Source organism: Ruegeria sp. BG9, assembly GCF_056538305.1.
Map to the genome: position 1 here is coordinate 278043 of NZ_JBQFSY010000005.1, position 22256 is coordinate 300298.

Consider the following 22256-nt stretch of genomic DNA (forward strand, 5'->3'; position numbering starts at 1 on the left):
TCTGCAGACCATTCCCACTGGTTAAAATTTTACTCGTTACCTGGGTACCCACTCACTCAATAAAGGTTTTGGCCAACCGGTCGCTGATGGGTTGTGACAGATAGGCGATCACGGCCCGCTCGCCGGTATTGACGAACAGATCAGCCGGCATGCCGGGCACCAGATCCAGCGCGGCCACCGCGTCGGGCTGCTGGGCATCCAGTTTGACCCGCGCCTTGTAGTAGGGCTCGCCCGTGCGTTCGTCTTCCAACGCGTCGGCCGAGATATCGAAGATCTTGCCGCTGGCCTCGGGGACGTCTGCCTGTGCGAAGGCCGACAAGCGGATGCGGGTGGACTGGCCGATCCGCAGCTTGTCAATATCACCGGTTTTGACCCGCGCCTCGACAATCAGCGCCTGATCCGCCGGGACAATGTCCATGATGTGTTCGCCCGGACGAATGACGCCGCCCGTGGTCGAGGCCGCCAGATTGACCACCCGCCCGCTGGTCGGGGCCAACAGTTCGATCCGCTTGCGACGCTCGGCGGTGCCTGCATATTGCGGGCGCACGAGATCAAGCTGCGCTTCAACCACCGCAAGCTCACCCGCGATCACCTCATCCCGCAGCTTTTGCTGGCTGATCAGCGTCAGTTCCAGCTCTCTAACTTGATTTTCAGCCTGCGCGATCTGGGTGCGCAGCGAAGCATCGACGCCGTAGAGACGCTGCAGCTCAATCTGGCGCGAGCTGACGCGGGTGGCTGACACCAACCCCTTGTCCAGCAGGGTCTGCAGGTTGGTCAGTTCGGTCAGCGTGATCTCGATCTGATTCTGGGTTCTGACGCGCTGCTCGGTCAGCCCCTGCGCCTCATCCTTCAGGCCCGAGATCCGCTGTTCGTTGATCCGGGTTTCTGTCTGGCGGGCGCGGGCTTCGGCGTCAAACAGCTGTTTTTGCGTCAGATAGGCGGACGTCCAGTGCAGCCTCTCCATTCCCGCCTGAAAACCGGCCGTGGCCGAGGCCTCATCAAACCGATCCTGACCGCTCATCTGTGCCAGCAAGCGAGCGCGGCGCACCGAAAGTTCACCCATCTGACTGCCCAGCACGTTCAGGTCGACGTCGATGTCGGTGCTGTCCAGCCGGATCAGAGGTTGACCGGCCTGAACGAAATCTCCGTCGGCAATCAGGATGTCGCGAATGATGCCGCCGTCCAGATGTTCGACCGTTTTGCGATCGCCTTCGACCACGAATGAGGCAGGGGCAACCACCGCCCCGTCCAGTTTCGAGGCGAAGGCCCAGTAGGCGCTGCCTCCGACAAAGGCCATTAGGGTGATCACGCCAACCCAGACATAGCGTCCAATCCGGGGGGAAGCGTCCGAGATGTCGATGAACTCTGCCTCATTCAGCGACAGCGCATTGCGAGAGGCGTTGTGCGGGACAATCTGTATCATTGGGCTGCTCCTGTGATTTGCGTTTCCGGGACGGGCTGAGGGGTCGGGCGGGTGCCCTTGCCCGAGCTGTCCAGAACATTCCGGCGATTGACTTTCAGCACGTCATCCTTGTCGCCAAACTGTGTCTGGGACCCGTTCCGCATAACCATGACCTTGTTGGCGGCCTGCAATGTTGCGGGGCGGTGGGTCATGACGATGGCGATGGAGCCGCGGGCCTGAGTGGCCAGAATTGCATCGCGCAAGGCCTGTTCCCCTTCGGCATCCAGATCCGAGTTCGGCTCGTCCAGCACCAGCACAAACGGATCACCATAAAGCGCGCGGGCCAGGGCCAGACGCTGCCGCTGACCGCCGGACAGAAAGAACCCCTGACAGATGCGCGTTTCATAGCCTTCGGGCAGGGCGCTGATCATCTCATGAATGCCCGCCTCCTGCGCGACGCGGAAAACCTCAGCGTCGTCGATGGCGACCGAAAAGCGCGCGATGTTTTCGCGGATCGTGCCGTCGAATAGCTCGACATCCTGCGGCAGGTAGCCGATCTGTTTGCCCAAATCCTCGGCGTTCCATTTCGACATCGGGCTGCCATCCAGCAGAACCTCACCCCGTTGCGGGTGCCAGATCCCGGCCAGCATCTTACCCAGCGTCGTCTTGCCAGAGCCGCTATGGCCAATGACAGCCAGAACGTCGCCCGCGGCCAGATCGAAGTCGATACCCCGAATGGTGGCATTGATCGCGCGCGGCGGCCCGGCTTGAGCGATTTTCGCGTCCAGCGTTTTGAAGGCGCGCGGCAGATGCAGATTGGGAGTGTCTTCGGCGAACTCCTCTGTCAGCGCATTGATCTTGGCGTAGGAACCGCGCGCGGCCAGAAAACCACGCCATTGGCCGATGAGCTGATCAATCGGCGCCAGCGCGCGCGCTAACACGATGGTGGCGGCGATCATGACGCCAGCGGTGGATTCGCCGGTAATTGCAAGGGCCGCGCCCAAGCCAAGAATGGCTGATTGCAGGCCCATGCGAATGGTCTTCGACAATACCGAAAAACCGGCGATACGATCAGCTGCGCGTGTTTTGTGCGCGTGGGCGTCGATTTGGAGGGCGGTCCAGCGGCGCACCAGATCAGATTTCATACCCAGAGCCTGGACCAGTTCGGCATTGCGATCCGAGGTCTTGAACAGCGCGTCCGAGCGCCCTCGGGCCTCGGCGGCGTTTCGCATCGGTTTCTGCGCGCGGGCGTTGTTGATCAGCGCCATGACGGTCAGGGTGACGGCTCCGGCAAGTCCCAGCAGACCCAGCAGCGGGTGCAGGACATAGAGGACCAGCAGGTAAATGGGAATCCACGGCGCGTCGAAAAAGGCGGTCAGGGTCGAGCCCGAGATGAACTCACGAAATCCGTTGACGTCGTCGACCAGATTCTCAGCGCTCTGCGCCTCGCCCTGAACCCGGCGGCGCATGGCGGCCCCCAGAACAGGCGCACCGACGGCCATTTCGAACCGGGCGGCCAGGCGGCCCAGGATGCGCATCCGCATCAGGTCGAGACAGGCGATCACGACAAAGACGCCGCCCAGCAGAAGGGTCAGCGCGATCAGCGTGTCGACATTCTGGCTGGTCAGGACCCGGTCATAGACCTGCAGCATGTAAAGCGGCCCGGCCAGCATCAGCAGGTTGAGAAACAGGCTGAAGAAAGCGACGGCAACAAACCCTTTGCGCAACGAGGCCCATGCGGTTTGTACGGGGGTGGATTTCTGAAACATCGTCTTGCCCTTTTCCGGTTTGGCAAACGGGGCGGTCAATGCCGCCCCGTCCGTTTTCAATTAAGCGACGAAGTCGTCTTCGGTCAGTTCGGTGGTGTTGACGCCCGCCAGACGGACCGAGCCTTCGGTTCCGAACGAGATCACGGCGTCGTTCCCATCCTGTGCGACATTCACCGCACCGCCGAAATCGGGACCGAAATCGCCGAACTGCAGCTGGTCGAGGCCAACCTCGAAGTCTTGGATCACGTCGTTTCCGAAATTCGCGCCGAAGGTGAAGGTATCCGCACCTGCACCGCCGATCAGGATGTCATTGCCACCCTCCCCCAAGATCAGGTCATCGCCGTCACCACCGCTGAGTTTGTTGTCCAGATCGCTGCCGATGATGATGTCACCATCGTCGGACCCGATAACATTCTCGATCGACTGCAGAACATCGACCTCGATCTGGTTGTCGATGACGTCCTGACCGATGACGCCTGTGCCGCCTGTGGCGTTCACGTCCAGCGTGGCACCTGCATCCACCAACGTGTCTTGTACGACCGGGCCATTATTGCCAGCCGGAGCGTTGTGCAGATGGATAGCCGAGACAACACCCGGGATCGGCGTGTTCAGGTCGGCCTCGTTCAGGCCCACAACGGTCAGCTCACTGGAATAGGTCACCTCACCTGTGCGCAGGTTTTGGGTGATGACCAGAGAGGCCTCGCCGGTGGCTTCGCTGTCCGAGGTCGGCCCCGGTTCCTGCGCCGCGTCCAGACCGCCGCTGAGGGTGACGGTGCGAATGCCATGCTCGGTTTCGACACTGTCCACCAGCAGTTGCCCGCGGATTTCGCCGCCTGGGAAGTCCGATGTGTGGATGTTGTAGTACAGGTTGCCTTGAAGCGCCTGTTCCACAAAGGCCGCACCGTTGGCGATGTTCGCGCCGAACTGACCAGGGGCAGAGACCACGGCGTCCTTGACCGAGACTTTGAAGCCCGTATCGCGGGTTGCTGTGCCGTTGCCATTGGCGCCCAGGCGCACTTCGACCGCGACATCCAGATCCGAGAAGTCGGCTGTGTCGATACCGTCGCCACCGTCGATGAAGTCATTGCCCAGACCACCGGTCAGAACATTGTCCGCATCGCCAGCGATCAGAACGTCGTCGCCCGCACCACCGTCGATATTGCCGTTGGTGGTGCCCAGATCGACAAAGATGTCATCGCCCGCACCCAGCAGGACGTTGCCGTTGATCACGCCTTCGTCGTCATTGACGATGGTCACGTCACCCGCATCCGAGGCGTCGATTGCATTGACCGTCCCGCGGATCTCACCTTCGTTCAGGATCGCCCCCAGAAGTTTCAGGCCACCGTCAACGCGGATACCTGCGGCTGCGTCCGAGGTCTCGGACCCTGCGATCAGGCCTTCGTTGACGACCACTCCGGCAAATCCGGCCTCGGACTGGCTGGTAAACAGGCGCAGACCATCGCCGACCTGATTGCCCTCAACCGCGTCGCCGCGACCTTGCAGGGTGCCTTCGTTCAGAATGGCTGCCGACACGATATCGCCTGCGACATCGCCGGTTTGCAGCGACACGGCCGAGCCGTTGTTGCCCAGACCCGCATCAACCAGACCGGTGTTGTTGAAGGTGTAGTTGTCGGCAGTGCCATCGGCATAGACGGTGCCGTTGCGCTGGTTGCCGGTGCCGAGGATTTCGCCTTCGTTGACGACCTCAAGCCCCTCACCGTCGATATTCACCGCACGGCTGTCCGACGTGACGGTTCCACGGTTCACAAACGAGCTGCCGGTATGATCACCGGTCCCGAAGTAGACGCCGTTTTGCACGCCTGCGAACACGCCGCCTTTTTCGTTGACCAATTGGCCTTGGAAGTTGACGTTGTTCACCGCGCGGAACGCGCCGACGGTTCCGTTTGCACCTTCCGACAGGACGGTGCCTGCGTTGGTGATGGAGCCGGTGAACGTGCCAGCGTTGCCGACATTACCGATGCGGATACCGTCACCTGCGGCATTGGTGCCCGCTGCGGCATTGCCGCGACCCTGGATCAGACCGTCATTGTTCAGCGAAAACGCATTCTCGCCTGCGATCTCGGCGCCAAAGCCCGAACCTTCATTGCCTTCACCCGCGTCGATCGTGCCTGTGGACAGGTTGTTGACTGCGAAATCATCGGCGGTGCCGTCGGCATAAACGGTGCCGTTGCGCTGGCTGTCCGTGCCAAGGATATCGCCGCCGTTCACTAGGTTCACACCCGTGCCGTCGATATTCACCGCGCGGCTGTCGGACTGGATCGTGCCGAAGTTCAGAACATCCAGATCATGCGTGCCCTGACCGATGTAAAGCCCGTTTGCAGCACCCTCGATCACCCCGGTCGAGGTATTCAGGATCTCGCCCTCGGCGCTTGCACCATCCGCGATGCGGATACCGGCTGCGGTGCCTTGCGTGCTTTCCGATGTGATCAACCCGCTGTTGAGGATCTCGGTCTCGAGGATCGTGCCCTCGGCACCGTTGTTGATCCGGATACCGTCACCGGCCAGACCGGTGTTCGATGCCGCCTGACCACGGCCCTGAATGGTGCCGCCAAAGCCGTTGAAAATATCGGTTTCCACGCGGTCACCAACCTCATCCCCGACTTGAAGTGAGATCCCGGCACCCTGATTGCCTACGCCAGCATCCACGGTTCCGCCCGTGAAGTTCGAGATCGAGATATCTTCGGCGGTGCTGTTGGTGTAGATCGTGCCGTTGCGTTGATCTCCGGTGCCAAGGATGTCGCCGAAGTTGCGCACATCAATGCCCTGGCCCTGAATGTCCACGGCACGACTGTCGGAGGAGATCACGCCGCCGCGGAAATTGTCCAGGCTGCCCGAGCTGTCGGCGCCTGCAAACTGAACGCCGTTAAAGTCGCCCGAGATCTCACCGAAGTTGCGCACGGCGGCGCTGCCGGTGACCTGAATGCCGGTCGCCAGTGTATCGGGGCCGCTATTCGCCTCAATCACGCCCGAGCGGAAGTTGAACACGTCAACATCCTCGCCCTGCGCCTGAACGGCGGCGACGGCGTTGTTGGTGATAATCTCGCCAAAGTTCAGCAAGCGCGAAAAGTCATTGGCCAGAACAAAGGCGGGCGTGTCATCCACGATCGTGTTCTGGAAGAAGTTGTTGAAAAGGGTTTGGCCGTCACGTGTGGTCTCTTGCGCCAGTGTTGACGTGGTCAAGAGACGGGCGCGCAGGCTTTCTACGAATTGGGACAGCATGGGTCACTCCGTCTGGTTTGTTGCGTGATGCAGGTGGCCCGTTTGATCGGGCAACCGACGCAACAAATCAGTAGGCCTGGCCCGTGGTCAGCGGAAATTCATGGTCCAAATTGGGGGTATAACCAACGCAAATACTCACGGGTTTCGTGAAGTCTTCGCTGGTCAGGGCCTTGATTCAAACGGCGATGCGATGGGAAAACGCGGGTCGCTCACTTATTTGATGACGAAGTTTCACCTATTTGTGACGAATTGTGGGGGTCAAATCCCCCTCAAACCGCTGTCCGGGCTTCTGAAACAGGGGGTCACCGCGTAGTGTCACAGGTAACTTGACCTATTTGATTGTTTGAATTGCCCCGCCATGAACCTCAGAGACTTGGAATACGTCATTGCCATCGCCAAACACGGTCAGTTCAGTCAGGCCGCATCGGCCTGCAACGTGTCTCAGCCTGCGATGTCCAACCAGATCAAGAAGCTTGAACAGGAGCTGGGGGCCGAGCTGTTCCTGCGCCTGAACAATGAGGTCCGCCCAACCGCCTGCGGCGCACGAATCGTCGACATCGCAACCCGGATGCTGAATGACGCGCAAAAGATTCGCGACACAGCGACCGAGTTCCGCGACCCCGAGGCGGTGCCCTTCACCATTGGTATGACGCCCACGCTGGCCCCATATTTAACGCAGTATTTCTCAGAGCTGTTCAGCACTTTGTTTCCGCGCATGCGGGTGACGATGATCGAAGACCTGCCGCAAAACATGTTGAAGATGGTCGAAGATCACACGCTGGATCTGGCGCTTGTCGCCAAGATCAACAACAGCGACGCGCTGGATTTCACCTCGATCTGGTCCGAGCCTCTGTTTCTGGCGCTGCGTGAAGGGCATCCGCTGCATACGCTACCTTCGATTTCCGCCGATGAGGTGCCAGTGCATGATTTCATCCGTCTGCCCCATAGTTTCGGCTATGCGCTGGAAGAACGGTTGCCCAAGCAGGATCCCTCCAGCCGTATCAGTAAGCGCTTTGATCTGACCGCTTTGCGGTTCGAGACGATCTGCCGTCATATCTGCCACTCTGACGATTGCACGATTGTTTCCGCCGTGGCGGCCGAGCAGTTCAAGCGGGACAACTGGCCGCTTTGCTTTATTCCGTTCGAAGGGCCAGGCCATCTGCGCGATCTAGGGGCGGCGACGCGTCCCAATTGCCCGCGCAAACCGATGCTGGCGCGGATCGGAGAATACATCCGCGAAAAACCCCCAATCGGAGTGATCCCGACCTATCAACCCGAGCATGTCAATCCGCCAAAACAGCCTGCGACGACCTGATCGTGTCCGGCCAAAGGGTTAGTAGGTTGTCCGCATCTGATAACCTTGATGGAAGGTCATTCTGACGAATGTGACCGGTTTGCTTTGGAACCATGTCGTGCGTTCCAGTTGGAACAGCGGTGTGCCGGGTGGCACAGAAAGAAAGTCTTGCAACTGCCCGGTGGCTGGAACCGCCGAGAAGGCGATCTCAGCATTGGAAAAGGGAACTTCGGACAGCAGCCATTCATTGGGGCCGGTGGTCACAAAGCTCTCATTTACCACGTGAGGTACGGCATCGAAATTGATCCAGCGCTCTTCGAACTGAAAGGGGCGGTTGTCGGCGTGATGCATGCATTGCAGATGCAGGATTTGTGCGCCTTCCTGCAGGCTCAGCTTGGCCTGTAGCCACGCGGGGCAGTCGATCTGCGTGCGGCTGACAAGCGCATAACGGTATTCGGCATTCATATCCTCGATCGTCTGGCGGACAACGGTGATCGGCAGTTTGGCCTGTTTGACCGGGGTGGTGACGACCCGGGTGCCGCCTTTTCGCTTACGGGTGATGATGCCCTGTTCCGCCAACTCTCGAAGCGCACGGTTCACGGTGGCACGCGCGCAGCCGAACTCGGCGGCCAGTTCCAGCTCGGTTGGAAGCAAACTGCCTTGAGGCCAGATGCGGCTTTGGATACGGTAGATCACCTCGTCACGGATATCCTGAAAACCGATGTTCTTCTGTTCCGTCACGATCTGATCCCGTTTCCTCAATAAGCTTATTCATAATATGTATGGCAGGCGACCCTCGCGTAAAGAGGATGCCGAGCGTTACAAGTTAGGCAGTATCTCGGCTATGGCTTTTCTGTACCGCGTCACGGTCTGGTCACGTGCCACGTGTTGACCCTCCTTGACCTTGTGTCGCCCAGCCGACCAGAGGTCGGTCACCACTCTGTCTTGTGCGGCAAACACAAGCCCGTCCAGCAACTGTTCAGGTCGCAAAGCGCACAGCGCCGGGTCGCTGCTGTCGATGGCAATAAGGTCGGCCAAAGCGCCCTCAGCGATCTGCCCCGCGTTGCGACCCAGCGCTTGCGCTCCACCCGTCGCGGCGCCGCAATAGAGGGTTTGTCCAACGGACCCTTCGCCAACCACCAACACATTGCGTGACAAGTCGCGCAGGCGTTGGGAGTACTCCAGCGTCCGAAGCTCCTCGGTTAGTGAAATCTGGATATTGGAATCTGATCCCACACCGAATGCTCCGCCTGCGGTCAGGTACACAGCGCCGTTGAACGGGCCGTCGCCCAGATTGGCTTCGGTAATTGGGCAAAGGCCTGCGACAGCGCCGGAGGCCGCCAATGCGCGCGTCTCTTCATCCGTCATGTGGGTGGCGTGGATCAGGCACCAATGCCTGTCGACAGGGGTATTGCCCAGCAGCCATTCGACCGGGCGCGCGCCCAAACCAGCCTGTACTTGCGCAACCTCCTTGGGCTGCTCGGCTATGTGGATATGGACCAAACCACTGTGATGGCTCAGCACTTCATTGAGATCCGAGGGCGAGGTCGCGCGGAGAGAATGTGGGGCAATACCGACCTGGACGTCCTCGGGAAGTGCAGCGGTGGCCGCTTTGGCCTCGTCCACCAGTCGCAGGAAACGTGTCACGTCGTTGCCGAACCGCTGTTGCCCGGGTTCCAAAGGCACTTCTCCGACCCCGGCATAGGAGTAGAGGACGGGCAGATGCGTCAGGCCGATACCTGTTTCGACGGCGGCAGCCATGATGCGGTCGGAGAGCTCGGCTAGCCGCTCATAGGGTGCGCCGCCGGGTTGATGGTGCAGATAGTGAAACTCTCCGACGGAGGCGAACCCGGCCTCCTGCATCTCCATATAGACAAGTGCAGCGATGGCCTGAATCTGACCGGGCGTCAGTTGTGCAGTGAAGCGATACATCACATCGCGCCACGTCCAAAAGCTGTCCCGCCCGGCGCGTCGGTATTCGGTCATTCCTGCCATGGCACGCTGAAAGGCATGGCTGTGAAGGTTGGCCAACGCAGGCAACAGGGTGTCGACCGTGACATCTGCGTCCTGCGCTTTAGCGCCAACTGTCACAGCGGCAACGTGCCCGCCTTTCAGGTCCAGCCTGACATTTTCTGCCCAACCTGTTGGTAGCAATGCGCGCTTCGCGAAGATGGTCATGTAGCTCTCCATTTTATGGATAGACATAAAACATATTGGAATGTACTAGAAAAGAGAGAATTGCATCCACTGCGAGAATCAAATGCCCACAACCCACATCCTGAAGGACTTGAGCGCCGCAACCATGGCGGAGAATGGCGCGCCCTATGGTGTGATCGAGTCAGCGGCAATTGTGATCAAGGGCGAAAAAATCGCATGGGTCGGGCCGCAGGCTGCATTGCCCGAAACCTATGTCGGGTTGTCTGAGACGTCGTGCGCGGGGCGTTTGGTGGCGCCCGCTCTGATCGATTGCCACACGCATGTCATCCACGGCGGCCACCGCGCTGTCGAGTTTGAGATGCGCTTGAATGGGGCGAGCTATGAAGAGGTCGCCCGCGCCGGAGGGGGGATCATCTCGACGGTAACGGCCACGCGCGATGCCAGTTTGGATGACCTGATCGCTCAGGCGCTGCCGCGTGTGGATGCGATGCTGGCCGAAGGTGTCTCGGTAATCGAGGTGAAATCCGGTTACGGCTTGGATCGCGAGACCGAATTGAACATGCTGCGCGCCGCGCGTGCTCTGCAAGACCACCGTCCGGTGCGGGTTGTAACCAGTTTTCTTGGCGCCCATGCGGTGCCGGCGGAGTACAAGGGCAATCCGGACGCATATATAAGTGAGATTTGCATTCCAACTCTGCGCGCCGCCCATGCCGAGGGGCTGGTTGATGCCGTGGATGCCTTCTGCGAAGGGATTGCCTTTTTGCCCGGCCAACTCGTGCCGTTGTTTGATGTGGCGCGTGAGCTTGGCTTGCCGATCAAACTGCACGCCGAACAGCTGTCCAATTTAGGCGGTGCAAAGCTGGCGGCCAGCTATGACGCGCTGTCAGCGGATCATATCGAGTATCTCGATGATGAGGGCGCAGCGGCGATGGCGCGCGCGGGCACGGTTGGTGTGATCCTGCCTGGTGCTTTCTATACCCTGCGCGAAACGCAATCTCCGCCCATTGAGCTGCTGCGCAAGAACAAGGTCCCGATGGCTTTGGCGACGGATTGTAATCCGGGTTCTGCCCCAATGACCTCTCTGCTCTTGGCAATGAACATGGGCTGCACCCTGTTCCGTATGACACCCGAAGAGGCGCTGAAAGGCGTGACCCTCAACGCGGCCCGCGCGCTGGGTTTGCGCGATTGCGGCCAGATCGCAACTGGCATGCGCGCTGATCTGGCGATTTGGAACGTCACTCACCCGGCCGAGCTATCTTATCGCATCGGCTACAACCCGCTACACACTCGCATTTTCGGAGGCGCAGTTTGACCACCCTGACCCTTACACCCGGCGCTGTTTCGCTGGCGCAGTTGGAGCAGGTGTTCCGAGACGAATGCGCCGTGCAGCTGGACCCGGCCTGCCATCCCGGCATTCAGGCTGCCCACGCGCGCATTGCGGATGCCGCTGCGGGTGAGGCGGCAGTCTACGGCGTGAACACGGGCTTCGGCAAACTTGCCAGTGTCAAGATCGCGGCCGAGGATACGGCGACCCTGCAACGAAATTTGATCCTGTCGCATTGCTGCGGTGTCGGCCCAGCGATCCCGCGGGCGCATGCGCGGTTGATGATGGTCCTGAAATTGCTCAGCCTCGGGCGCGGAGCATCGGGCGTGCGGCTGGAATTGATCACGCTGCTTGAAGCCATGCTGGCCAAGGGCGTCACCCCTGTGATCCCCGCGCAGGGCTCGGTCGGGGCCTCTGGTGATCTGGCGCCGCTGTCCCATATGGCCGCTGTCATGATGGGCGCGGGTGAAGCTGAATATGGAGGCAAGGTCATGCCGGGGTCTGAGGCGCTGGCGGAAGCTGGCCTGACGCCTGTGGAGCTTGGCCCGAAAGAGGGCCTGGCGCTGATCAACGGCACCCAGTTTTCGACCGCTTTTGCTTTGGCGGGCCTGTTTGGGGCATGGCAAGCGGCCCAGTGCGCGCTGGTTACTTCGGCGCTGACCACGGACGCTATCATGGGATCCACGGCACCGTTGCAGCCTGAAATCCACAGCCTCCGCGGCCATCGCGGCCAGATTGAAGCCGCAGCCACCATGCGCGCCCTGCTGGCCGGATCGGTGATCCGCGAAAGCCACCGCGACGGCGATACCCGCGTGCAGGACCCGTATTGCATCCGCTGCCAACCGCAGGTCGTCGGTGCGGCAATGGACGTGATCCGACAAGCTGCCACGACGCTTGAGCTTGAGGCGAACGCCGCCACCGACAACCCTCTGGTTCTGTCCGAGGCCGGGCTGATCGTCTCGGGCGGTAACTTTCACGCCGAACCGGTTGGGTTCGCCGCCGATATGATCGCGCTGGCTGTGGCCGAGATCGGAGCCATCGCCCAACGCCGCATCGCGCTGATCGTGGACCCCGTCCTCAGCTTTGATCTGCCGCCGTTCCTGACCCCCAATCCTGGGCTGAACTCGGGCCTGATGATTGCCGAGGTCACGACGGCGGCTTTGATGAGCGAAAACAAACATCTCGCCAATCCCTGCGTGACGGATTCGACGCCGACCTCGGCCAATCAGGAGGACCATGTCTCAATGGCGGCCCATGGCGCGCGGCGTCTGGGTCAGATGGTCACCAATCTGGAGCGTATTCTGGGGGTCGAACTGCTCTGCGCCACGCAGGGGATCGAATTCCGCGCGCCATTGCCCACTAGTGAGACGCTACAAGGCGTGATGGCCCGGTTACGCGCTGTGGTGCCGCCTTTGGGGGAAGACCGCTATACCGCGCCGGATATTGAGGCAGCCTCGACCCTGATTTCCAGTGGTGAGATCGCGCATAGCACACGTGTTGCCATGCCGGAGCTGGGCGCGTGACGGATCCGGTTGAGGTCACCCGTGGCGATAGCCCCATCGTTCTGGGCCTGCCCCATGCGGGCACTCACGTACCGCCAGAGGTTCAAGCCAAGCTGAACGCGAGGGGCAGGACGCTGACGGATACGGATTGGCATATCCACACGCTCTACGACGGGTTGCTGCCCGGGGCGACGACGGTCCGCGGGACCTTCCACCGCTATGTGATTGATGCCAATCGTGATCCGTCGGGCGTGTCGCTCTATCCCGGTCAGAACACGACTACACTGGTTCCGCTGACCGATTTCGATGGGAATGGGATCTGGGATCAGCCGCCATCCGAAGCGGAAATCGCCGAACGCCTCGCTGCGTTTCATACGCCCTATCATGCCACGCTGATGGCCGAACTGGAGCGGGTCAGGGCGATCCACGGCATTGCGGTCCTCTATGACTGCCACTCGATCCGCAGCACCATTCCGTACCTGTTTGACGGAGTTTTGCCCGATATGAATCTGGGCACAAATAACGGCACGACCTGCGCGCCTGAGATCGAGGCAGCGGCCCATGAGTTTGCCGCTTCATCACCCTATAGCACCGTCTTGAACGGAAGGTTCAAAGGCGGCTGGACGACGCGCCGCTATGGCCGCCCGGCCGAGGGTCTCCACGCAATTCAGATGGAGCTGGCCCAATCCTCCTACCTGACAACCGAGCGCCCGCCATGGTCCTATGACGACCGCAAAGCCGACCGTCTGCGCCGCTGGCTATTCGATATTCTGGACGCCGTCCAAGACACAGCATTGGAGCTTGCATCATGACCGACCCTCGCAAGAACACCCGTGATATCTATCCTCCCACCGGGCCAGAGTTGAACACCAAAAGCTGGATGACCGAAGCGCCGCTGCGGATGTTGATGAACAACTTGCATCCGGACGTGGCCGAAAACCCGCATGAGTTGGTCGTTTACGGCGGCATCGGGCGCGCGGCACGGACGTGGAACGACTTTGATACGATCGTGGACAGTCTCAAGGATCTGGAAGAAGACGAGACGCTGGTTGTACAATCCGGCAAACCTGTCGCCATTGTGCGGACGCATACGGATGCGCCACGGGTGCTGATCGCGAACTCCAACCTCGTGCCGCATTGGGCCAACTGGGATCACTTCAACGAGCTCGATAAGAAGGGCCTGATGATGTACGGCCAAATGACCGCTGGCTCGTGGATATATATCGGCACGCAAGGTATCGTGCAGGGCACCTACGAAACCTTTGCGGAGGCCGGACGTCAGCACTACGGCGGCGACCTGACCGGAAAGTGGATTCTGACCGGCGGTTTGGGCGGCATGGGCGGCGCGCAGCCCTTGGCCGCGGTCTTTGCCGGGGCGTGCTGTTTGGCGGTCGAGTGCAACCCTGATAGTATCGAATTCCGCCTTCGCACCAAGTATCTGGACGAAAAGGCCGAAACGCTGGACGAGGCGCTTGAGATGATCGACCGCTGGACCAAGGCGGGTGAGGCGAAATCGGTCGGCCTGCTGGGCAATGCGGCAGAGATCTTCCCCGAAATCTACCGCCGGATGCAGGCCGGTGGCATGCGCCCCGATATCGTCACCGACCAGACCAGCGCCCATGACCCGGTCAACGGCTACCTGCCGCTGGGCTGGACCATGGCGCAGTGGAAGGACAAGCGCGAAAGCGATCCAAAAGCGGTGGAAACCGCAGCGCGCGCCTCAATGAAACAACATGTTGCTGCGATGGTCGATTTCTGGAACGCGGGCGTGCCAACGCTGGATTACGGCAACAACATTCGCCAAGTGGCGCAGGACGAAGGGCTTGAGAACGCCTTTGCCTTCCCCGGTTTCGTGCCCGCCTATATTCGCCCTCTGTTTTGCCGCGGGGTCGGCCCATTCCGTTGGTGCGCCCTTTCCGGTGACCCAAAGGATATCTATAAAACCGATGCCAAGATGAAAGAGCTGTTCCCCGAGAACACCCATTTGCACAACTGGCTCGACATGGCGCAGGAGCGTATCGCCTTCCAAGGCCTGCCCGCACGGATCTGCTGGATCGGTCTTGGGGATCGTCACAAGGCCGGGCTGGCCTTCAACGAAATGGTCCGTAACGGAGAACTAAAAGCCCCGGTTGTCATTGGTCGGGATCACCTCGACAGCGGGTCCGTCGCCTCGCCCAACCGTGAGACCGAGGCGATGAAGGACGGCTCGGACGCTGTTTCGGACTGGCCGTTGCTGAATGCGCTGGTGAATACGGCTTCGGGCGCCACATGGGTGTCTTTGCATCATGGCGGTGGGGTCGGCATGGGCTTTAGCCAACATGCGGGCGTGGTCATTTGCGCCGATGGTACCGATGCAGCGGCCAAACGGCTGGAGCGGGTTTTGTGGAACGACCCGGCCTCGGGCGTGTGGCGTCACGCGGATGCGGGGTATGAGGATGCCAAGGCTTGTGCCCGCGAATACGGGCTGCGGTTGCCGGGTATTCTGGGATAGACCTCGGTCAGCGATCAGCGAATTGATGCGTCATATTGAACTTGTGATGCATGCCGGGTTGCGTCGTGACATTTTGTAGATAATAAACTCGACGCAACGCAAGCTGTCGAAAGTTTTATAGATAAAATGATCATCCCTCATTCCAGCTGGACCAAAAAATCCGCGCAAGCTGTTCATGATCTTCCGCTGATGGATCTGTTGTTCCGGGCGCAAACCGTCCATCGTGAGCATTTCGACCCCAACAAAATCCAGACCTCGAAACTGCTGTCGATCAAAACCGGAGGCTGCGCCGAGGATTGCGCCTATTGCTCGCAATCGGCCCGCAACGGCTCAACCCTGCCTGCCTCCAAACTGATCGAGGTGCAGCGTGTTCTGGCCGAGGCCAAGAAGGCCAAGGATGGCGGCGCGACGCGGTTCTGCATGGGGGCCGCCTGGCGTGAGCCCAAGGCGCGCGACATGGCAGCTCTGGTCGCGATGGTCGAAGGAGTCAAGGCCATGGGGATGGAGACCTGCATGACGTTGGGCATGCTGGACGACACACAGGTCGTGCAGCTGCGCGATGCAGGCCTTGACTACTACAACCACAATATCGACACGTCCGAGCGCTACTACTCCGAGGTCATCACAACCCGGACCTTTGCCGACCGGATCGATACGATGAACCGGGTGCAAGAAGCAGGAATCAAGGTGTGTTCCGGCGGCATTCTGGGCATGGGTGAGCATACGGGCGACCGCATCGACATGCTGCTGACGCTGGCCAATATGCAGCCGGCGCCGGATTCGGTTCCGATCAACATGCTGATGCCGCAGGCCGACACACCCTTGGCCGATGCCGAGCCAATCGACCCGATTGACTTCGTGCGCATCATCGCGACGGCGCGTATCCTGATGCCAACCTCTTACGTTCGCCTGTCCGCTGGCCGCAGCGAGATGAGCGACGAGATGCAGGCGATGTGTTTCTTCGCCGGTGCGAACTCGATCTTCGTGGGTGAAACGCTGCTGACGGCCGAAAACCCCGAAGAGGATACCGATATGGTCCTGTTTGCCAAACTTGGTCTACAGGCCGAGAAAGCCGGCGATCAGGCGGGCCAGGAAGCCGCTGAATGAAGGCTGCTGCTCGGCTCGGATCCATGCTCGACACCTTGCAGGCCCGGCATCGCCGCCGGGTCCTGACACCTGCGTCGGGATTGGATTTCGCGTCGAATGATTATCTGGGCCTCGCCGGATCGCAGCTTCTACAGGAGGCCGCGCAAGAGGCTGTGGCGCGCGGTGTTCCGGTTGGCTCTGGAGGCTCTCGGCTTTTGCGCGGCAATCACGCCGAGCATGAAGCGCTGGAGGCCGAGGCAGCCACCTTTTTCGGGGCCGAGGCTGCCTTGTTCATGGGTGGCGGGTTTCAGGCCAATCAGGCGATTTTCTCAACCCTTCCTGCGGCCGAGGATTTGGTTCTCTATGACGCTCTGGTCCACGCCAGCGCGCATGAAGGCATGCGCTCTTGCCGGGCCGATCTGCGTTCGTTTCGGCACAATGATGTCGGCGACGCGCGTGAAAAGGCGCGGCAGTGGCGGGCCGAGGGCGGCGCGGGCCAAATTTGGATCGCAGTTGAGAGCGTCTATTCGATGGAAGGGGATCTGGCCCCTCTGACCGATCTGGCGGGTTTGGCGCGGGAACAGGACGCCGCTTTGGTGGTCGACGAAGCCCATGCGACCGGCGTCTTCGGGCCTCAGGGACGGGGGCTGGCGCATGACCTCGACTGTCCTCTGTTGACGCTGCACACCTGCGGCAAAGGTCTGGGCGTTGCCGGAGGGTTGATCTGCGGCCCAAAAGTCATGATCGACACGCTGATCAACCGCGCACGCCCCTTCATCTTTGCCACCGCGCCGTCGCCTCTGAATGCTGCTTTGGTTCGTGCGGCCCTCGCGGCGCTGGCTACTCAGACAGGTCTGGTCGACGCTGCCCAGCAGCGCATTGGCCATGCCCATGATGCGGCGCGCGCAATTGGGATACCCGAGGCTGCGCTGAACAGTCAGATCATTCCGATCATTCTGGTTGATGATGCGCGCACGATGACGATGGCTCAGGGCTTGCAAACGCAAGGGTTCGACGTCAGGGGCATCCGCCCGCCAACCGTACCGCGCGGGACGTCGCGCTTGCGGATTTCCATCACCGGCAATGTCGATCGCGCCGATATCTCGGCCCTGTTCAACGCCTTGGCCGCATATCAATCGGAGGCCGCATGAGCGCGCTGATCATCACCGGAACCGACACCGGCGTCGGCAAGACTGTATTCTCCGCCGGTCTGACGGCCGCCCTTGGAGCCACCTATTGGAAACCGGTGCAATCCGGGCTTGAGGATGCAACCGACACCGACGTCGTGCGCACCCTGTCGGGGGCCGAGGTGCTGCGTGAGGCGTATCGCCTGAACATGCCCGCTTCGCCGCATCTGTCCGCCGAGGATATGGGGGTCGAGATCGACCTTGCCCAACTGGCATTGCCGCGGGGCGAAGGCCCTCTGGTCGTTGAAGGGGCAGGGGGGGTGATGGTCCCTCTGAACCGGCAGGTGTTCTATCTGGACCTCTTCGCGCAGTGGAAAGCCCCGGTGGTTCTAGTTGCGCGCACCGCGCTTGGCACGATCAACCACACGGCTTTGTCCCTGATGGCATTGCGCAATGCGAGGTGCGATGTCGTTGGCGTTGCCTTCGTTGGCGACCCTGAGCCGGATGTCGAACAGACCATCGCACAGATGTGCAAGGTGCGGCATTTGGGGCGTATACCCTATCTCTCGGACCTGACCCGTGAAAACCTGGCCGATGCGTTCCAAAACATCGACCTTGATGCGATCCGGAGGGCTCTATGACCCCGCTGGAATTTGACGCCCGCCACCTGTGGCACCCCTACACTCACGTGCTGGATCCCGGCCCGATGCATCTGATCACCGGCTCCGAGGGCGTCTGGCTGACGCGTGAGGACGGCGGGCAGATGATCGACGCCATGTCATCCTGGTGGTGTACCGTTCACGGCCATCGTCACCCGGCCATTATCGAGGCGATGCAGGCCCAACTGGCGCAACTGCCGCATGTCATGTTCGGGGGCCTGACACACGCGCCTGCGGTCGAGCTGGGTCGCAGGCTGATCGGAATGCTGCCCGAGGGTCTGGATCGCATCTTCTACAGTGACAGCGGCTCGGTCGCCATCGAAGTCGCGCTGAAAATGGCGGTGCAGTACCAGATCGCCAAAGGCCGCGGCGCGCGGTCAGAGTTCGCCACCATCCGGGGCGGTTATCACGGCGACACGTGGAAAGCGATGAGCGTTTGCGACCCGGTGAACGGGATGCACGGGCTGTTCAAGGGCGCTCTGTCCATCCAGCATTTTCTGCCGCGCCCGACCATCCGGTTCGATCAGGACTGGTCGGAGGATGGCGCCGAAAACGGGTTGATGGCGCTCGAACAGCTTTTGGAGGAAAAAGGCGATAGGATCGCAGGGCTGATCCTGGAGCCTGTCGTGCAGGGTGCGGGTGGCATGTATTTCTGCCACCCGAACTGGCTGAAGGGGGCACGGGCGCTGTGTGACGCGTATGATGTTCTCCTGATTTTCGATGAAATCGCCACGGGCTTTGGCCGCAGTGGCGAGCTGTTTGCCATGGATCACGCGGGCGTGGTGCCCGACATCCTGTGCCTCGGCAAAGCCCTGACCGGAGGGCACATCACACTGGCCGCCACCATCGCGACCGAGGCGGTTGCGCAGGGCATCGGCGAAAGCGAGGCCGGTGTGCTGATGCATGGCCCGACCTATATGGCCAACCCTCTGGCCTGCGCCGCAGGTGTTGCCAGCCTCGATCAGTTGGTCCAACGCGACTGGCGGGCCGAGGTCACAGGGATTGCGCAACAGATGCAGGACGAACTCGCTCCGGCTCGTGACTTGCCCGGTGTTGTGGATGTGCGGGTTCTGGGCGCCATTGGCGTGATCGAGATGAAAGACCGTGTCGACCCCGCCGTGGCCCATGGCCTCGCCCCCAAAACCGGCGTCTGGTTGCGTCCGTTTGGCCACAATATCTATTGCATGCCGCCCTACATCATCTCGCCAGATGAGCTGAGCCGCGTCACCGCGGCCATGGTCGATCTCGCCGGAGGGGCTGGATGAGGCATCGCTGGCTGGCACGTTCGAATAACCCCGATCTGATCCTCGTCTTCGGGGGGTGGGCGTTGGGTCCTGCGCCATTCTCTGGCCTCACAGGTGGGGAAAATGTTCTGTTCGTTGAGGGTTATACCCGGCTGGATGACCCGTTGCCGGACTTGTCGCGGTTCGACCGTGTGAATTTGCTGGCCTTCTCTTTCGGCGTCGCCTCAGCCGCGCATTGGCTGAACCAAACGGGGATGCGCCCAGACCGCTTGGTTGCAGTCAGCGGCACGCTGAACCCTGCAAGTGTCGAGCATGGGATCGCTCCCGACATGATCCGAGCAACGGCGGATCAATTGTCTCTGGCCAGCTTTGCTAAATTCTGTCGTCGCGCGGGCGTCAGCGGAGAGGTTCCCGAACTGGATATCCCGTCGGCTCGGGCTGAGTTGCGCGCGGTGATCGACCGTGGCCCAGCTGAAGATCCGGGTTTTGATCGTATTTGGATTCCCACCCGAGACCGTATCGTTCCTACTAACGCACAACAGGCCGCATGGGCCTCGCGTGCTGATAGTATTCGAACTGTCGAAGGTCCTCATGTCCCCTTCCGCGCGGGGCAAAGCTGGGCGGAGTGGCTGGCATGACAGTGCAACTCTCGGACCGGGTTCAGCGTAGCTTCAGTCGTAGCTTTCAAAGCTATCACGACACGGCCTGCCAACAGGCCTGGGTGGCCGAGAAACTGGTGGAAGAGATGCGCCGACACGGCGCCCCGACCAAGTTTGAACGCGGATTTGAACTGGGGTGCGGAACCGGGCATTTCACACGGCTTCTGCGTCAGGCCCAATGTTTTGACAGCCTCACCCTGAATGATATCGCCCCCGAAGCCCGCCAAACGGCAGATGAGATGGGCGCGCAGTTCATCTGCGGCGATGCGCGGCGGGTGATCTGGCCCGAGAATGTCGATCTTTTTGCCTCGGCGTCGATGATCCAGTGGATGGAAGACCCGCAGGCGTTGTTGGAACGGGCGGCGCGATCCCTCGCACCGGGCGGCTGGTTGGTGATTTCGGGCTTTGGGCCACAACAATATAGGGAACTGAAACAAATCGGCACCTCGGCCCGTGCCCCCGGTTTGTGCGACCCTGACCAAATGGCCGCCGCCGTTAGGGCGCATCTGGAGGTGCTTTCGACAGGCGAGGCCCTTCGTCCCTCGTACTTCCCCACGCCGCGGCATGTTCTGCGCCATCTGCGTAAGACCGGCGTCAACGGGCGCGCGCAGAGCGTCTGGTCCAAATCCACACTGGCCCTGTTTGAGGCAGAGTACACACGCCAGTTTCAGACCGAAAACGGCGTCTCTCTCAGCTATCATCCCGTCTGGATCGTCGCGCGCAAGCCGCAGGTCTGAGGCCTCGCGGTTAGTACCTCGCGTCCGTCTTTTCAGCGTTTGCAGGCACTCAGGCGCAGATTGTGAAATCTCATACCGAAACGTCGCAATGATCTGTTGCGTTCGCGGTCACAGGTCGCCACGGTAGCATTTGAGATTTTGGCGTTGCTGTGGCCCGCCATCAGGAATTTGAAGGAGGGGCAGAATGACCGCGACACTTACATTCGAACATCTCAAAACGCAGGTTTCAGCGGGTGAGGTTGACACCGTTCTGGTGTGCTTTGTTGATATGCAGGGCCGTCTGATGGGCAAGCGCTTTCACGCGGGTCATTTCGTTGCGGGCGCATGGGAAGAAACCCATTGCTGCAACTACTTGCTGGCCACTGATCTCGAGATGGGCACACCGGACGGCTATGCCTCGACCAGTTGGGAGCGGGGGTATGGCGACTACGTTATGAAGCCCGATCTTGCGACCCTGCGCCCGGTGCCATGGCTTGAAGGCACTGTTATGGTGATGTGCGATATTCTCGATCATCACACGCATGAAGAGGTGCCGCATGCGCCTCGGGCGATGTTGAAGGCGCAGGTCAACCGCTTGAAAGCCATGGGCTATGAGGCGATGTGTGCGACAGAGCTGGAGTTTTTCCTTTTCGAGAAGAGTTTTGACGAAATCCGCAAAAACGGCTTTCGCGATCTTGAGCCGATTTCCGGCTACAATGAGGATTATCATATCCTCCAAACCACCAAGGAAGAGCATGTGATGCGTCCGATCCGCAACCATTTGTGGGATGCGGGAATACCGGTTGAGAACTCGAAAGGTGAGGCCGAAACCGGGCAGGAAGAGCTGAACATCAAATACGCGCCAGCGATGGACACGGCCGAGTACCACTCAATCGCCAAGAATGCGGTGAAAGAGATCGCCTGGCAGCATGGTCATGCGGCAACGTTCCTGCCGAAATGGCATCACGACAAGGTCGGCAGTTCCAGCCATGTGCATCAATCCCTGTGGAAAGACGGCGCGCCCGCTTTTTATGATGAGAATGATCCGCTTGGCATGTCCGATGTGATGAAAAGCTATTTGGCTGGCCTGCTGAAATATGCCCCAGATTACACCTATTTCATGGCCCCTTACATCAACAGCTACAAGCGGTTCATGAAGGGTACGTTTGCACCGACACGGATCATTTGGTCGGTGGATAATCGCACAGCTGGCTTCCGCCTGTGTGGAGATGGGACCAAGGCCATTCGGGTGGAATGCCGGATCCCCGGGTCGGACATGAACCCGTATCTTGTGATGGCCGGTATGCTGGCGGCGGGAATTGCCGGCATTGAAGAGGGATTGGAGTTGCAACCTGCGGCAACCGGCGACGTTTACCAGGGCGATACGGGGATGATCCCCGGCAATCTTGGTGCAGCATTGAGCGCTTTGCGTGGTTCGGCCATGTTGCGGGCTGCTATGGGGGATGAGGTGGTGGATCACTACGCTCGGGCCGCTGAGGTGGAAATCGAAGAATTTGCGCGTGTGGTAACCGATTGGGAAGTTGCCCGTGGGTTTGAGCGCGCGTAGAGGGCAGGAGCGAGGGGCC

17 protein-coding genes are annotated in these 22256 nt (G+C 60.5%); 12 read left to right on the plus strand and 5 right to left on the minus strand.

The genetic code is table 11. From position 1 onward, the window contains the following. Positions 1-52: 52 nt before the first annotated feature. The 3 genes from ACR0I8_RS10875 to ACR0I8_RS10885 are packed head-to-tail and all read right to left on the minus strand — an operon-like array spanning position 53 to position 6411. On the minus strand, positions 53-1423 hold the full coding sequence (locus tag ACR0I8_RS10875) for an HlyD family type I secretion periplasmic adaptor subunit (protein ID WP_170690472.1): 1371 nt from the start codon (positions 1421-1423) through the stop codon (positions 53-55). After that, positions 1420-3210 (minus strand): type I secretion system permease/ATPase, encoded by a 1791-nt coding sequence (locus tag ACR0I8_RS10880; RefSeq protein ID WP_170690474.1) that lies wholly within the window; start codon positions 3208-3210, stop codon positions 1420-1422. Before ACR0I8_RS10880 ends, ACR0I8_RS10875 begins: the two co-directional genes overlap by 4 nt. Positions 3211-3231: 21 nt before the next feature. After that, positions 3232-6411: a CHRD domain-containing protein gene (locus tag ACR0I8_RS10885; protein ID WP_170690475.1), complete on the minus strand. Its 3180-nt coding sequence runs from the start codon at positions 6409-6411 to the stop codon at positions 3232-3234. A gap of 358 nt (positions 6412-6769) precedes the next feature. Between ACR0I8_RS10885 and ACR0I8_RS10890 the strand changes: the two genes are divergently transcribed. Then, positions 6770-7726 carry a LysR substrate-binding domain-containing protein gene (locus ACR0I8_RS10890; protein WP_170690477.1) on the plus strand — a complete coding sequence of 319 codons (957 nt, stop codon included), beginning with the start codon at positions 6770-6772 and terminating at the stop codon, positions 7724-7726. 18 nt (positions 7727-7744) lie between these two features. On the opposite strand, the gene ACR0I8_RS10895 is transcribed toward ACR0I8_RS10890, so the two are convergent. Continuing rightward, positions 7745-8446, minus strand: a complete 702-nt coding sequence (locus ACR0I8_RS10895; RefSeq protein ID WP_170690479.1) for a GntR family transcriptional regulator — start codon at positions 8444-8446, stop codon at positions 7745-7747. A gap of 78 nt (positions 8447-8524) precedes the next feature. Continuing rightward, positions 8525-9883, minus strand: a complete 1359-nt coding sequence (locus ACR0I8_RS10900; protein ID WP_170690481.1) for a formimidoylglutamate deiminase — start codon at positions 9881-9883, stop codon at positions 8525-8527. Positions 9884-9965: 82 nt separating this feature from the next. Between ACR0I8_RS10900 and hutI the strand changes: the two genes are divergently transcribed. The 11 genes from hutI to ACR0I8_RS10955 all read left to right on the plus strand — a co-directional run bounded on the left by hutI (position 9966) and on the right by ACR0I8_RS10955 (position 22237). After that, positions 9966-11174 carry an imidazolonepropionase gene (gene hutI, locus ACR0I8_RS10905; RefSeq protein ID WP_170690482.1) on the plus strand — a complete coding sequence of 403 codons (1209 nt, stop codon included), beginning with the start codon at positions 9966-9968 and terminating at the stop codon, positions 11172-11174. Continuing rightward, entirely contained in the window at positions 11171-12709 is a 1539-nt protein-coding gene (hutH, locus tag ACR0I8_RS10910; protein ID WP_170377360.1) for a histidine ammonia-lyase, read from the plus strand. The genes hutI and hutH overlap by 4 nt, the downstream gene beginning before the upstream one ends. Beyond that, positions 12706-13500, plus strand: coding sequence for an N-formylglutamate deformylase (gene hutG / locus ACR0I8_RS10915; protein ID WP_170690484.1), 795 nt, complete (start codon positions 12706-12708; stop codon positions 13498-13500). Before hutH ends, hutG begins: the two co-directional genes overlap by 4 nt. Continuing rightward, complete coding sequence (gene hutU / locus ACR0I8_RS10920; RefSeq protein ID WP_170690486.1) at positions 13497-15179, plus strand: urocanate hydratase; 1683 nt, start codon at positions 13497-13499, stop codon at positions 15177-15179. The genes hutG and hutU overlap by 4 nt, the downstream gene beginning before the upstream one ends. A gap of 126 nt (positions 15180-15305) precedes the next feature. Beyond that, positions 15306-16286 carry a biotin synthase BioB gene (gene bioB / locus ACR0I8_RS10925; RefSeq protein WP_170690488.1) on the plus strand — a complete coding sequence of 327 codons (981 nt, stop codon included), beginning with the start codon at positions 15306-15308 and terminating at the stop codon, positions 16284-16286. Further along, the gene (locus ACR0I8_RS10930) at positions 16283-17416 is read left to right on the plus strand and encodes an 8-amino-7-oxononanoate synthase (RefSeq protein ID WP_480703148.1); all 1134 of its coding nucleotides are present in this window, start codon (positions 16283-16285) and stop codon (positions 17414-17416) included. The genes bioB and ACR0I8_RS10930 overlap by 4 nt, the downstream gene beginning before the upstream one ends. Then, positions 17413-18033 carry a dethiobiotin synthase gene (gene bioD, locus ACR0I8_RS10935; RefSeq protein WP_170690491.1) on the plus strand — a complete coding sequence of 207 codons (621 nt, stop codon included), beginning with the start codon at positions 17413-17415 and terminating at the stop codon, positions 18031-18033. Before ACR0I8_RS10930 ends, bioD begins: the two co-directional genes overlap by 4 nt. After that, positions 18030-19316 (plus strand): adenosylmethionine--8-amino-7-oxononanoate transaminase, encoded by a 1287-nt coding sequence (gene bioA / locus ACR0I8_RS10940; protein WP_170377372.1) that lies wholly within the window; start codon positions 18030-18032, stop codon positions 19314-19316. Before bioD ends, bioA begins: the two co-directional genes overlap by 4 nt. After that, positions 19313-19933 (plus strand): pimeloyl-ACP methyl esterase BioG family protein, encoded by a 621-nt coding sequence (locus ACR0I8_RS10945; RefSeq protein WP_170690493.1) that lies wholly within the window; start codon positions 19313-19315, stop codon positions 19931-19933. Before bioA ends, ACR0I8_RS10945 begins: the two co-directional genes overlap by 4 nt. Then, positions 19930-20691 (plus strand): methyltransferase domain-containing protein, encoded by a 762-nt coding sequence (locus ACR0I8_RS10950; protein WP_170690494.1) that lies wholly within the window; start codon positions 19930-19932, stop codon positions 20689-20691. Before ACR0I8_RS10945 ends, ACR0I8_RS10950 begins: the two co-directional genes overlap by 4 nt. 184 nt (positions 20692-20875) lie before the next feature. Further along, a complete protein-coding gene (locus ACR0I8_RS10955; RefSeq protein ID WP_170690496.1) occupies positions 20876-22237 on the plus strand; it encodes a glutamine synthetase family protein in 1362 nt (453 codons plus the stop codon). Positions 22238-22256 lie beyond the last annotated feature (19 nt).